This window comes from Pseudomonas sp. HN2-3, from assembly GCF_020691745.1.
GTDB lineage: Bacteria > Pseudomonadota > Gammaproteobacteria > Pseudomonadales > Pseudomonadaceae > Aquipseudomonas > Aquipseudomonas capeferrum.
The window spans coordinates 1,877,594-1,891,144 of the sequence record NZ_CP085704.1 but is presented as its reverse complement, the minus strand read 5'-3'; the positions used below and the strand labels follow the sequence as shown (position 1 = coordinate 1,891,144).

Annotated in this window: 8 protein-coding genes; 5 read left to right on the top strand and 3 right to left on the bottom strand. The window is 65.8% G+C overall.

What is annotated here, in order from left to right:
* Nucleotides 1–57: 57 nt before the first annotated feature.
* The 3 genes from LJX93_RS08605 to gnd form a co-directional block, all read right to left on the bottom strand.
* Nucleotides 58–1,854, bottom strand: a complete 1,797-nt coding sequence (locus LJX93_RS08605) for a glycoside hydrolase family 15 protein (RefSeq protein WP_047581816.1) — start codon at nucleotides 1,852–1,854, stop codon at nucleotides 58–60.
* 143 nt (nucleotides 1,855–1,997) lie between these two features.
* Nucleotides 1,998–3,503, bottom strand: coding sequence for a glucose-6-phosphate dehydrogenase (zwf, locus tag LJX93_RS08600; RefSeq protein ID WP_047581814.1), 1,506 nt, complete (start codon nucleotides 3,501–3,503; stop codon nucleotides 1,998–2,000).
* On the bottom strand, nucleotides 3,500–4,483 hold the full coding sequence (gene gnd, locus LJX93_RS08595; RefSeq protein WP_156310076.1) for a phosphogluconate dehydrogenase (NAD(+)-dependent, decarboxylating): 984 nt from the start codon (nucleotides 4,481–4,483) through the stop codon (nucleotides 3,500–3,502). The genes zwf and gnd overlap by 4 nt, the downstream gene beginning before the upstream one ends.
* A 204-nt stretch (nucleotides 4,484–4,687) precedes the next feature.
* Between gnd and LJX93_RS08590 the strand changes: the two genes are divergently transcribed.
* The 5 genes from LJX93_RS08590 to LJX93_RS08570 all read left to right on the top strand — a co-directional run bounded on the left by LJX93_RS08590 (nucleotide 4,688) and on the right by LJX93_RS08570 (nucleotide 13,551).
* Nucleotides 4,688–4,855 (top strand): DUF6026 family protein, encoded by a 168-nt coding sequence (locus LJX93_RS08590; protein WP_077068354.1) that lies wholly within the window; start codon nucleotides 4,688–4,690, stop codon nucleotides 4,853–4,855.
* 542 nt (nucleotides 4,856–5,397) lie between these two features.
* On the top strand, nucleotides 5,398–6,957 hold the full coding sequence (gene glgA, locus LJX93_RS08585; protein ID WP_033696695.1) for a glycogen synthase GlgA: 1,560 nt from the start codon (nucleotides 5,398–5,400) through the stop codon (nucleotides 6,955–6,957).
* Nucleotides 6,958–6,971: 14 nt separating this feature from the next.
* Nucleotides 6,972–8,714 carry a malto-oligosyltrehalose trehalohydrolase gene (gene treZ / locus LJX93_RS08580; protein ID WP_033696694.1) on the top strand — a complete coding sequence of 581 codons (1,743 nt, stop codon included), beginning with the start codon at nucleotides 6,972–6,974 and terminating at the stop codon, nucleotides 8,712–8,714.
* A complete protein-coding gene (malQ, locus tag LJX93_RS08575) occupies nucleotides 8,711–10,780 on the top strand; it encodes a 4-alpha-glucanotransferase (RefSeq protein WP_156310074.1) in 2,070 nt (689 codons plus the stop codon). Before treZ ends, malQ begins: the two co-directional genes overlap by 4 nt.
* Nucleotides 10,777–13,551 carry a malto-oligosyltrehalose synthase gene (locus LJX93_RS08570; RefSeq protein WP_227696952.1) on the top strand — a complete coding sequence of 925 codons (2,775 nt, stop codon included), beginning with the start codon at nucleotides 10,777–10,779 and terminating at the stop codon, nucleotides 13,549–13,551. Before malQ ends, LJX93_RS08570 begins: the two co-directional genes overlap by 4 nt.

Genomic DNA, 13,551 nt, shown 5'->3' with positions numbered 1-13,551 from the left:
TGCTCCTTGCCAATGGGTAATGGCCCAGTCTACTTGAGTCAGTGCACACACGCAGACCTAACCACAACGCGCCCGATCGCGCACCGGGCACTGCGCGCGGTGCAGGTTCAGCGCCGTGTTGATGATGCCGATATGGCTGAACGCCTGGGGGAAGTTGCCCAGCATTCGCTTGCCTGCCGGGTCATACTGCTCCGCCAGCAACCCCAGGTCGTTGCAAAGGCCGCTCAAGCGTTCGTACAGGGCCTGTGCCTGGGCTTGCCGGCCTAGCAGCACATAGACATCGGCCAGCCAGAATGAACACACCAGGAACGTACCCTCCCCGGGTGTCAGGCCGTCGCTGCAGCTGTCGGTGTCATAGCGCGACAACAGGCCATTTTTCAGCAGCCGCTTTTCGATTTCTGCCAGCGTGCGCAAAAACCGTGGGTCTTCCGCCGGCAGAAAGCCGGTCAATGCAATCTGCAACAGGCTGGCGTCCATTTCGTTGGCGCCGTAGGCCTGGACAAAAAACGCCCCGCTCGGGTCCAGCCCGCGCTCGCACACCTCACGGCGAATCTCGTCTGCCACCTGGCGGTAGTGCCGCCCGCGCTCGCGATCCTCTTCGGTGGTTTCGGCCAACCCCGCCGCGCGGTCGAACGCCACCCACGCCATGACCTTGGAATGCACGAAATGCTGCCTGCCACCGCGAACTTCCCAGATACCTTCGTCCGGGTCTCGCCAGATGCGCTCCACGTACGGCAGGATCAAACGGGCAATCGCGGCGCTGCGTGGGTGCCGAGGCAAGCCGCCTTTGATCGCCTGGGTCATGGCATCGGCCAGCTCGCCGTAGATATCCAGTTGCATCTGCCCGGCCGCCGCGTTGCCCACCCGCACCGGCTGCGAGTGCTCGTAACCGGCCAACCATGGCAGGGTGTACTCCTGCAGGTCACGCTCGCCAGCCAGGCCGTACATGATCTGCATCTGTTCGGGGTTGCCTGCCACCGAACGCAACAGCCATTCGCGCCAGGCCTGGGCTTCGTCGAAGTAGCCCAGGTTCATGAACGCCAGCAGGGTCATGGTGGCGTCGCGCAGCCAGCAGAAGCGGTAGTCCCAGTTGCGTTCGCCACCTATGCGCTCGGGCAGCGAGGTGGTGACAGCGGCGACGATGCCGCCGGTGGGCGCGTAGGTCATGGCCTTAAGCGTGAGCAGCGAGCGCCGCACCAGGGCGGTGTAGGGACCGACCTCCGGGCAGCGGGCGGCAAAGGCCTGCCATTGGTTGATGGTTTGCGCCAGCGCCGCCTCGACATCGCAATCGGGCTGCACAGGCAGGTGCGAGGGTTGGTGGCGCATGCTGAACACCTGACGTTGGCCGGCACCGACACGAAAGCGTGCGACAGTGTGGTGGTCACGTGCGTGCGAGGGGACCGTGCTGCACAGGATCAGGCGGTCAGGGCCGGCTACGGCGCTGAGGGTCAGGGGGTCGAGCTTTTCTACCCAAGGCACGCTGCGCCCGTAGTCGAAACGCAGCACCAGGTCCATCTCGAAGCTGGTTTCGCCGGCCAGGCCTTCGACGATGCGCACGACCGAGTTGACCTCGCCCAGGGGCATCAGGTCGAGCACGCGCGCCCGACCAGAGGCGGTGACCCAGGTGGTTTCAAGCACCAGGGTGTCCTCCAGGTATTGCCGGCTGGTGTGCTCGACCGGGTCGCAAGGGGCCAGGCGCCAGCGGCCGTTTTCTTCATTGCCCAGCAGGGCTGCAAACACGGCGGGGGCGTCGAAGCGGGGCAGGCACAGCCAGTCAATGGAGCCATCGCGGCTGACCAGGGCGGCGCTGCGGCAATTGCCGAGCAAGGCGTAGTCTTCGATGTGGGCGGGCATTGAGTCTCCTTTCGGTTGAGCCGGTTGGTCGCCTGGGTCGGCCTCTTCGCGGGGCAAGCCCGCTCCCACAGGTACAACACCGCACCAGTGGGAGCGGGCTTGCCCCGCGAAGAGGCCGGCACTGGCAACCCAACTTGATCAGGTCACCCCAAACGGTGCCATTCCCGCCTGTCACGGGTCAGCAGTTCATTGCCAGCCTCTGGCCCATCTTCACCTGCCGGGTATTCGTGCACTTCGCCATCCTTGGCCCAGGCATCGAGAAAGGGCTGCACCGCGCGCCAGCCGTTCTCGATGTTGTCGGCCCGCTGGAACAGCGTCTGGTCACCGGTCAGGCAGTCGTAGATCAAGGTTTCGTAGCCCGTCGCCGGGGTCATCTTGAAGAAGTCCTTGTAGGCAAAGCCCAGCTCGACGTTCTCCATCACCAGCTCAGGCCCCGGGCGCTTGGCCTGCAGGTCGAACCACATGCCCTCATTGGGCTGGATCTGGATCTTCAGGTAGTTGGGCTTGGGCCGCTCCAGCTCCGACTCGCGGAACTGCGCATAGGGCGCGGGCTTGAAGCAGATGGCGATCTCGGTGTCGCGCACGCTCATGCGCTTGCCGGTACGCAGGTAGAACGGCACGCCGGCCCAGCGCCAGTTGTCGATCATCACCTTGAGTGCCACGTAGGTCTCGGTCTGGCTGTCTTCGCCGACATTGGCTTCCTGGCGATAGCCGGGCAAGCGCTTGCGCCCCAGCTTGCCCGCCGTGTACTGGCCTCGCACCGAGTTTTTCAGCGCCATCTTCGCCGACCACGGGCGAATGGCGCCGACCACCTTGGCCTTTTCGCCGCGCACGGCATCGGCGCCAAAGGCGGCCGGAGGCTCCATGGCGACCATCGCCAGCAACTGGAACAGGTGATTGGGGACCATGTCGCGCAGGGCCCCGGTGTTGTCATAGAACGCACCGCGGGTTTCGACGCCGACGGTCTCGGCGGCGGTGATCTGCACATGGTCGATGTAGTGGTTGTTCCAGAACGACTCGAACAGCCCGTTGGAGAAGCGGCTGACCAGAATGTTCTGCACCGTCTCTTTACCCAGGTAATGGTCGATGCGGTAGATCTGCCGCTCGCCCATCACCTTCAGCAAACAGGCGTTGAGTGCCTCGGCGCTGGCAAGGTCAGTGCCAAAGGGTTTCTCCACCACGACGCGACGAAAGCCACCGGCCGACTCGTCGAGCAGGCCGGCCTGGCCCAGGCGCAGGGCCACTTCGGGGAAGAAACGTGGCGAGGTGGCCAGGTAGAAGATCGCGTTGCCATGACGGGTCGCTTCGATGCGCTTGGCAATCGCCTGGTACGTGGCCGGGTCAAGAAAGTCGCCGGTCTGGTAGTCCAGCCGTTTGGCCAGCCGCGCCCACAGTTTTTCGTCCAGGCACTTGGCGCTGCCCTCGCCGCCCTTGTCACGCTCCAGCATGAAGGCGTGCAGGCGCTCGGCGAACGCCTCGGCGGTGGCGGCATTGTGATCGACGCCAACGATGCGCAGGTTGCGGTCCAGCAACCCGTCACGGCTGAGGTTGTACAGCGCCGGCATCAGCAGGCGCTTGACCAGGTCGCCATTGGCGCCGAACAGAAACAGGGTGCAGGGAGGCGCTGCAGGGATCGTCTGTTTAGTCATTCGCCTTTCTTCTCGACATGCCCACCAAAGCCCAGGCGCATGGCCGAGAGAATCTTGTCGCCATACGTGCCCTGCTGCTGGCGCGAACGGAAGCGGGCGAACAGCGCGCTGGACAGCACCGGCACTGGCACGGCCTGCTCCACGGCGGCGTCGATGGTCCAGCGGCCCTCGCCACTGTCGGACACCGAACCACTGAACTGCGCCAACTGCGGGTCGGCCACCAGCGCATCGGCGGTAAGGTCTAGCAACCAGGACGTGACCACACTGCCGCGGCGCCAGACTTCAGCGATCTCGGCCACGTCGAGGTCAAAGCGCTGGTCCTCGGGCAGCTCGTTGCCGCCCTTGCTGCGCAGCAAGTCGAAGCCTTCGGCGTAGGCCTGCATCAGGCCGTACTCGATGCCGTTGTGCACCATTTTCACGTAGTGCCCGGCACCGGGTGGGCCTGCGTGGATGTAGCCATGCTCGGCGCGCTGGTGCTCGCCCTCGCGGCCATGGGTACGCGGGATGTCGCCGACGCCGGGCGCCAAGGCCTTGAACAGCGGCTCGAGGCGCTCGAACACGTCCTTTTCGCCCCCGATCATCATGCAGTAGCCACGCTCCAGCCCCCACACGCCGCCAGAGGTGCCCACGTCCAGATAGTGCAGGCCACGTTTGGCCAGATCGGCGGCACGGCGCATGTCGTCTTTATAGAAGGTGTTGCCACCGTCGATGATCGCATCGCCCGGTTCCAGCAGGTCGGCCAGTTGGGCAATGGTCTGCTCGGTAGGGTCACCGGCCGGCAACATCACCCACACCGCACGCGGGGCCTTGAGTTTTTGCACCAGGGCGCCGAGGTCGTGGGCACCTTGTGCGCCCTCGCCCTCCAGCCCGACGACGGCGTCGCGGTTGCGGTCGTGCACCACGGTGCGATGGCCGGCGCCCATCAGGCGCCTTGCGATATTGCCGCCCATGCGGCCCAGCCCGACGATTCCCAGTTGCATGAGCCGATGCTCCCGTTTCGAAAATGGATGATGATGCAGTTAAGCGTTTCAGATTAGTCCAGCGTACCGCCCAAGGGTTCAGCGACGAACGGCGAGACCACGATAAACAAAAAAGTTCCCATGGGCGGCGAAAGAATTCAGAATGCGCCCCGCGTGAAGCGACTACGCTTTAACTGTCACCAGCCAAAACCGCGAGGTGTGCTCATGGGTACCTTGATGCCTGCTACTCCAACCCAGACCCTCTATGTCTCCGTACGCCGTGATGAGCTGCGTAAGTTGAAAGACGAACGTGACCAGTTGCGTCAGCAGGTCGCTCAGTTGCACATGATGCTTGAGCAAGCTCGCTCCGGCGACAAAGCTATCAATCTCTGATCGTGACCTTCCCCGGTGGGGGCTGACCGGCTCCCACGCTGCTGTACCTCCCCCTCTCCGCTTGCCTCTGCGGGCGCACCAAAACAGGGCAACCCCGTTCTCTGCGCGACGAAATGATGCGCGTCTGAAACCCTGTGCCCTACCCTCGAGCACCCCGTTCACATCGGGTCGCAGACGCCAACGTTTGCGTCTAAACCGGCCATAACGAAAGTGACCAGTGGGTCACCTTTTTTACTTCTTCTCTCCTACACTCAGCTTTCGGCCCGCCATTTGCTCATAGAAAGAGTGACGTAAAAAAGTCGAACTTTCACAAACGGCGGTGGGTCAGGAACTAAGTAGGCCAAATGCAAAGGGACCTCCCCCGCTTCGGCCCACCAACCCCATTCAGTCCAATCGCCTTCGGCCGGAATGCTGATCGCGCTGTGCCTGCGCGCACGACTCAGGGGCATGGATAGCACTACACGGATTTGAACCAGAGAGAACCAACACGAGATAACGCCGCGGGTGCCAGCACCCGGCCAAGCATAGGGACGGAGAGAAGTATGATCAGTGCCGCTGTCGAGCCTCACGTAGAGTCATTCAAACCGGACAACCGCGAGCCGCTTACCCCGGAATTCGCCACGACAGGCAAGGCACCCGGCGCACAGCGCCAGCACAACCCGAACAAACGCAAGATCCTGTTCGTCACCTCTGAAATCGCCGACCTGGTCAAGACCGGCGGCCTGGGCGACGTCTCTGCCGCCCTGCCCCGCGCCTTGGCGCACCTGCACGATGTGCGCGTATTGATCCCCGGCTATCGCCAGGTGATGGAGAGCGACAACCCGATTCACATCGTCGGCGAATTGGGCGGCCACGCCGCACTGCCGCCGTGCAAGATCGGCCGTATGGACCTGGCCGATGGCCTGGTCATCTATGTGTTGATCTGCCCTGAGCTGTACCAGCGTGACGGCACTCCCTATGGTGCCAACAATGGCCGCGACTGGCCCGACAACCATATCCGCTTCGCCCGCCTGGGCCTGGCTGCAGCCGAGATTGCTGCCGGCGAAGGCATGATCCACTGGAAGCCCGAAGTGGTGCACGCCCACGACTGGCCTGCAGGCCTGGCCCCGGCCTACATGCACTGGCGCGGGCTGAACACGCCGACCCTGTTCACCATCCACAACCTGGCCTACCAGGGCGTCTACAGCCGTGGCTGCAGCCCGGAGCTGGCAATCCCCGAGCACGCCATGCAGCAGGAAGGCATGGAGTTCTACGGCAAGCTGTCGTTCCTCAAGGCCGGCCTGGCCTACTCCAGCCACATCACCACGGTCAGCGCCACCTATGCCCGGGAAATCACCACCCCCGAGTTTGGCTGCGGCCTGGACGGTTTCCTTGCGGCCAAGGCCCAGCAAGGCCTGCTGGGCGGGATCCCCAACGGCATCGACGAAAGCTGGGACTCGGCCACCGACAAGCACCTGCAACACAACTTCAGCATCAATGACTGGGACGGCAAGGCGCGCAACGCCGAAGCCGTGCGCCAGCTGTTCGAGCTCGAACCCTCCGAGGGGCCGCTGTTTGCCGTGGTCTCGCGCCTGGTCTACCAGAAAGGCCTCGACCTGACCCTGGGTGTGGCCGACTACATCGTCGAGCAAGGCGGGCAGATCGCGATCATCGGCCGTGGTGAGCCGGAAGAAGAACAGGCCATGCGCGAACTGGCGCTGCGCCACCCGGGCCGTATCGGCGTGCGCATCGGTTTCAACGAGACCGACGCGCGGCGCATGTTCGCCGGCAGCGACTTCCTGCTGATGCCGTCGCGCTATGAACCATGCGGCCTGAGCCAGATGTACGCGCAGCGCTTCGGTTCACTGCCGGTGGCGCGCAACACCGGCGGCCTGGCCGATACCATCGAGTGTGGGGTCACGGGTTTTCTGTTCAACGAATCGACCGTCGAGAGCTACCGCGAAGCGCTGAGCCGCGCCTTCTATGTGTACGGCAAGAAAGACTTGCTCAACGCCATGCGCTGCCTGTCGATGACCCAGCCGTTCAACTGGTGCCAGGCGGTGGAACCCTACGCTCGCCTCTATGAGGACTTGGTCAAGCAGGCACAGTTCAGCCACAACTGAGCGGAGAATCGAAGATGCACAGGCATGGCGCACAGTTGTTGGACGCCACGTCGGCGCGCTTCGCCCTCTGGGCGCCGGATGCGCGCAGCGTGAGCGTGGAAATCGAGCAGCAGCCGCCGGTCGAGCTGCTGCCCGACAATGATGGCTGGTACACCGGCACCGCCCCGTGCCAGGCCGGCGATCGCTATCACTATCGGATCGACGGCAAACTGCAGGTAGCGGACCCCGCGTCGCGCTACCAGCCCGAGGGCGTGCAGGGGCCGAGCGAACTGGTGGATGTGGCCAGCTACGACTGGCAACACCCCTGGCAGGGCCGCCCGTGGCACGAAGCGGTCATTCAGGAATTGCACGTCGGCGTGCTGGGCGGCTATGCCGGGGTTGCCCGGCAACTGCCACGCCTGGCCGCCATCGGCATCAGTGCTGTCGAATTGATGCCGCTGGGGCAGTTTCCGGGTGAACGCAACTGGGGGTACGACGGCGTGCTGCCGTTCGCGCCGCAGAATACCTACGGCAGTCCGCAGCAGCTGTGCGCGCTGGTCGACAAGGCCCATGGCGAAGGGTTGATGGTGCTGGTGGACGTGGTCTACAACCACTTCGGCCCGGACGGTAATTACCTGCACCAGTACGCCAGCCCGTTTTTCCGCGAAGACCAGCAGACGCCGTGGGGCGCGGCCATCGACTTCCGCCGCGCCGAGGTGCGCGAGTTCTTCATCCAGAACGCCCTGATGTGGCTGTGCGACTACCGCTGCGACGGCCTGCGCCTGGATGCGGTGCACGCAATCGACCAGCCAGACTTTCTCGTCGAGCTGGCGCAACGGGTACGCGCTGCGGTGGAGCCTGGCCGGCATGTGTGGCTGGTGCTGGAGAACGAGCACAACCAGGCCTTTTTGCTGGAGCAAGGTTTCGACGCGCAGTGGAATGACGACGGCCACAACGCCCTGCACGTGCTGCTGACCGGCGAAACCGAAGGCTATTACGCCGACTACAAACAGCGCCCCATCGACCAGCTCGCCCGCTGCCTGTCGGAAGGCTTCGTGTTCCAGGGCCAGGCCAACCGCCATGGCGAGCCGCGCGGTGAACCCAGTGGGCACCTGGCGCCGAGCGCGTTCGTGCTGTTCTTGCAGAACCACGACCAGATCGGCAACCGCGCCCTGGGTGAACGCCTGACCCGCCTGTGCCCGCCGCCAGCCCTGCGTGCGGCCACGGGCCTGCTGCTGCTGGCGCCGATGATCCCGCTGCTGTTCATGGGCGACGATGACGGCAGTTGCCGCCCGTTCCTGTTCTTTACCGACTTTCACGATGAACTGGCCGATGCCGTGCGCGAAGGCCGACGCGGCGAATTCGCCCACTTCACCGCATTTGCCGACCCCGCGCAGCGTGAGCGCATTCCCGACCCCAACGCCGAGCAGACATTCGAGTCATCACGCCCGCAGCACAACGAGGTCATTGCCGGCTGGCACGGCCTCTATCAGCAGTTGCTCGACCTGCGCCGTCGCCATGTCATCCCGCACCTGCCTGGCAGCCGTGCGCTGGGCGCCGACGTGCACGGCGACAAAGCGCTCAGCGCACGCTGGCGGCTGGGCGATGGCAACACCTTGCGCATCGACTTGAACCTGGCCGCAAGCCCCCAAGCCGTGGAACTACCCCCTGCCGCAACACGGCTGTTCGACAGCAGTGACAACCGCCACCCCGATACCCATCTGGCCGCGTACAGCTGCGTGGTCAGCCTGATTCCCCCTGGCCAGGAGCGCCCATGAGCGAAACCGCCCTGCACCGTCTGGCGGCCCGCGTCGGGCTCAGCCGTGACTGGATCGATGCCAACGCCCGGCCCCAGCAAGTCAGTGACGCCGTACTGCGCAACGTCCTCGAAGGTTTGGGCCACCCCGCCGCCGACGAGACCGCCATCCAGGCCAGCCTGCGCGCTGTGGAGGCCGCCGAGGACAGCGAGCACCTGCCGCCCTTGCTGACCGTCGAGCTGGGCCAACCGCTGGCCCTGCACCGCTATTTCAGCGCAGGCAGCGCGGTGCGTTGCACCTTGGAAGACCACAGCCAGCACAGCCTGGCACTGGACAGCCAGGCTCGCCTGCCCGGCGAACTGCCCTTGGGCTACCACAGCCTGGAAATCGACGGCCGCACCTTCACCGTGGCGGTGGCGCCGTCGCGCTGCTACAGCCTCGAAGACAGCGTGCCGCAACCGCCGCCGCGCTGCTGGGGCCTGGCCGTGCAGCTGTACAGCCTGCGCCGCAGCGGCGATGGCGGCTACGGCGATTGCCTGGCGCTGGAGCAACTGGCGCGTACGGCCGCCGAGCGCGGTGCGGACGCCTTGGCCATCAGCCCGATCCACGCCCTGTCGTCCATCGACCAGCAGCACTACAGCCCCTACTCGCCCTCCAGCCGCCTGCTGCTCAACAGCCTTTATGCCAGCCCGGCCGCGCTGTTTGGCGAGCGCGCCGTGCGCATGGCCATCGAAGCCTGCGGGCTGCAGCAGCAGCTCGAAGACCTGGAGCAACGCCCGCTGGTCGACTGGCCCCGCGCTGCCAGTGCCCGCCTGCGCCTGCTCGAAGCGCTGTACCAGGACTTCAGCCAGGGCGATCACCCGCTGCGCAAGGACTTCGACAGCTACCGCGAAGCCGCCGGCCAGGCCCTGGAGCACCACTGCCGCTTCGAGGTGCTGCAGGCACAAGCGGTGGAGCATGGCCTGGGCGCCGACTGGCGCAAGTGGCCCAGTGCCTGGCACGACCCCTACCACGCCGAGGTCGAAGCCTTCGCCAATGCCTACCCGGCCAAGGTCGAGTTCCACGCCTTCTGCCAATGGCTGACCGAACGCAGCCTGCAACGAGCCCAGGAGGCCGCCCGTGGCAATGGCATGGCCGTCGGCCTGATCGCCGACCTGGCGGTAGGCGCCGACGGTGCCGGCAGCCAGGCCTGGAGCCGCCAAGACGAGTTGTTGGCCAACCTCAAGGTCGGCGCGCCGCCCGACATTCTCAACCGCTCGGGGCAGGACTGGGGCATTTGCGCGTTCTCCCCAGAAGGCCTCAAGCGCAATGGCTACCGCGCCTTCATCGAGATGCTGAGGGCCAACATGGCCCATGCCGGTGGACTGCGCATCGACCACGTCATGGGCCTGCGTCGGCTGTGGCTGATCCCCCGGGGCGCCAAGCCCAGCGAGGGCGCATACCTGAACTACCCCCTCGAAGACCTGCTGCGCCTGCTGGCGCTGGAGTCGGTGCGCCACCAGGCGATCATCCTCGGCGAAGACCTCGGCACCGTGCCCGAAGGCCTGCGCGAACACTTGGCCGACAAGGCCGTGCTGGGCATGCGTGTGCTGCCCTTCGAGCAGACCCAACCCGGCCACTTCAGGCCCATTCTCGACTGGCCGGACAGCGCCCTGGCCACCACCGGCACCCACGACCTGGCCCCGCTGGCCGGCTGGCTGCAGAACCGCGACATCGACTGGAGCCATCGCCTGCAGTTGATCGACGCCGCCACCGAACTCCATTGGCGCCAGGAGCGCCAGCAAGAACACGACGGCCTGCGCCGCACCCTGGAGGCCAACTACGGCCCCTTGCCCGACAACGACGCGGTTATCGATGCCGCCCTGCGCTACGTCGGCCATACCCGCGCCCCGCTGGTGCTGGTGCCACTTGAAGACCTGCTGGGCTGCGACGAACAACCCAACCTGCCCGGCACCACCGAAGGGCACCCCAATTGGCGCCGGCGCTTCGCCCTGCCGGTGCGCGAACTGCTCGACGACGAAGACGCCGCACGGCGCCTGGAGCTGCTGGCCCAGGCCCGTGAACAAGCCTGGGAGCGTGACCGATGAAGCCCTTGACCGCGACCCTGCGCCTGCAATTTCACAGCGACTTCACCCTTGATCACGCCGTGCCGCTGGTGCCGTATTTTGCCCAGTTAGGCATCAGCCACCTGTATGCCTCGCCGATTCTCAAGGCCCGCGCCGGCTCCCGCCACGGTTACGACGTGGTCGACCCGACCCAGGTCAACCCGGAGCTTGGCGGTGAGGCTGCACTGGAGCGCCTGGTGGCCGCACTGCGCCAGCACGGCATGGGGCTGATCCTCGACACGGTGTCCAACCACATGGCCGTGGGCGGCGCCGACAACCCGTGGTGGCAAAGCCTGCTGGCCTGGGGCCGGCGTAGCCCGTATGCGGCATTCTTCGATATCCAGTGGCACTCCAGCGACCCGCTGTTGGCCGGCCAGTTGCTGCTGCCCTTCCTGGGCAGCGATTACGGGGCGGCCTTGAAGCAAGGCGATATGCCGCTGACGTTCGACAAGCACCACGGTGTGCTGCAGATTGCCCACTACGAACACCGGTTCCCCATCTGCCCGATCGACTACGGCTGGATCCTCGCGCAAAGCCCCGAACCCGCCTTGCAGGCGTTGGCCGCGCATTTCACTGCCCTGCACGACAGCGCCCAACCGCTGGCCGACGCCCTGCCCTTGCAGGCTGAACTGGCGCGCCTGGTAAAGGACGGCGCCGACCTCGACGCGGCCCTGCTCGCTTTCGATAGCCGCAGCGAGGCCGGTTTCAAGCGCCTGCACCTGCTGCTCGAACGCCAGACCTACCGCCTGGCCAGCTGGCGCACCGCCGCCGACGACATCAACTGGCGGCGCTTCTTCGATATCAACGAGCTGGGCGGCCTGCGGGTCGAGCGCGCCGTGGTATTCGAAGCCACCCACGCCAAGCTGTTCGAACTGATCGAACGCGGCCTGGTGGACGGCCTGCGCATCGACCATATCGACGGCCTGGCCGACCCACGCGGCTATTGCCGCAAACTGCGCCGAAGGGTCGATGGCCTGCTGGCCCGGCGGCCCTTGCATGCGGCGCTGGAGCACTTCCCGATCTACGTGGAGAAGATTCTCGGGGCCAACGAACACCTGCACCGCGACTGGCTCACCGACGGCACCACCGGCTACGAGTTCATGAACCAGGTCTCGCTGCTGCAACACGACCCGGCGGGCGAAGCGCCGTTGACCGAGCTCTGGGCCAACGTCAGCGAACGCCCGGACTTCACCGAGGAGGTGCGCCTGGCCCGCCACCTGGTGCTCAACGCCAGCCTGGCCGGTGACTGCGAATCGGTGGCCCAGGCGTTGCTGCAAGTGGCTCGCGACGACCTGATGACCCGTGACCTGACCCTTGGCGCCATCCGCCGGGCCTTGCAGGCGCTGGTCGCGCATTACCCGGTGTACCGCACCTACTTCAACGCCTGCGGCCGCCCAGCCGAGGACGAAGCGTTCTTCCAGCAGGCCTTGGCCGCTGCCCGCCAGGACCTTGGCGAGGCGGACTGGCCACTGCTCGAACAGCTCGAACGATGGCTGGGTGGCCAGCCTTGGCGTGGCCTACCACCGGGCCGGCCGCGCAAGCACCTGCGCCATGCCTGCGTGCGGTTCCAGCAACTGACCGCACCCAGCGCCGCCAAGGCAGTGGAAGACACCGCCTTCTACCGCAGTGCGCGGCTGCTGTCGCGTAACGACGTGGGCTTCGAGGCCGAGCGCTTCAGCGCGGGCCCAGCGTATTTCCATAACGAGGCACAGCGGCGCCTGCGCGACTTCCCCGACAGCCTGCTGGCCACCGCTACCCACGACCATAAACGCGGCGAAGACACCCGCGCCCGCTTGGCGGTGCTCAGCGAACGCGGGCCGTGGCTGGCCAGCCGCGTGGAGCATTGGCGCGAGCTGGCGGCGCCCCTGCGGGCGCAACTGGACGATGGCCTGGCACCCAGCCCCGGTGATGAGCTGATGCTGCTGCAGACGCTGCTGGGCAGTTGGCCGCTGAGCCTTGAGCCACACGATGACGGCGCACTGCGCCAGTACGCCGAGCGCCTGCGGCAATGGCAGCAGAAGGCCCTGCGCGAAGCCAAGTTGCGCAGCAGCTGGAGCGCCCCGAACGACGCCTACGAGGCCGCCTGCGCACGCTACATCGATGGCCTGCTGCTCGATGGCGAAAACCAGCAGTTGCGCAAGTCGCTGGCCGATGCCGCCCAGCTCATCGCCTGCCCAGGCGCGCTCAACGGCCTGGTCCAGGCGCTGTTGCGCATGACCGTGCCCGGCGTGCCCGACCTGTACCAGGGCAATGAATACTGGGACTTCAGCCTGGTCGACCCGGACAACCGCCGCCCAGTCGACTACGCCAGCAGGCGCCGCACCCTGGACGACGCCACGCCGGTCGCCGAACTGCTGGCGCACTGGCGCGATGGCCGCATCAAGCAAGCGCTGGTGGCGCGGGTGCTGGACTGTCGCCAGGCGCATGCCGAACTGTTTCGCCGTGGCGCCTACCTGCCGCTGACCGTGCAGGGCCGGCATGCCGACAAAGTGCTGGCTTTCGCCCGCCTGGGTGACGACGAGCGCGCCATCGTGATTGCGCCGCGCCTGGCCAGTGGCCTGCTCGGTAGCGCCCCTACACCGTTGATCCCGGCCCATAACTGGGACGACACCCGGCTGATACTGCCGTTTGCCTTGTCGTCTGCCAACTCGACGGGACTTTTCCCCTGTGCTGCGGTCAGCCTTTCAAAGGAGCTGCCGTTGAGCGCCGTACTGTCGGAATTTCCAGTCAATGTGTTGATACAACAATCTTGA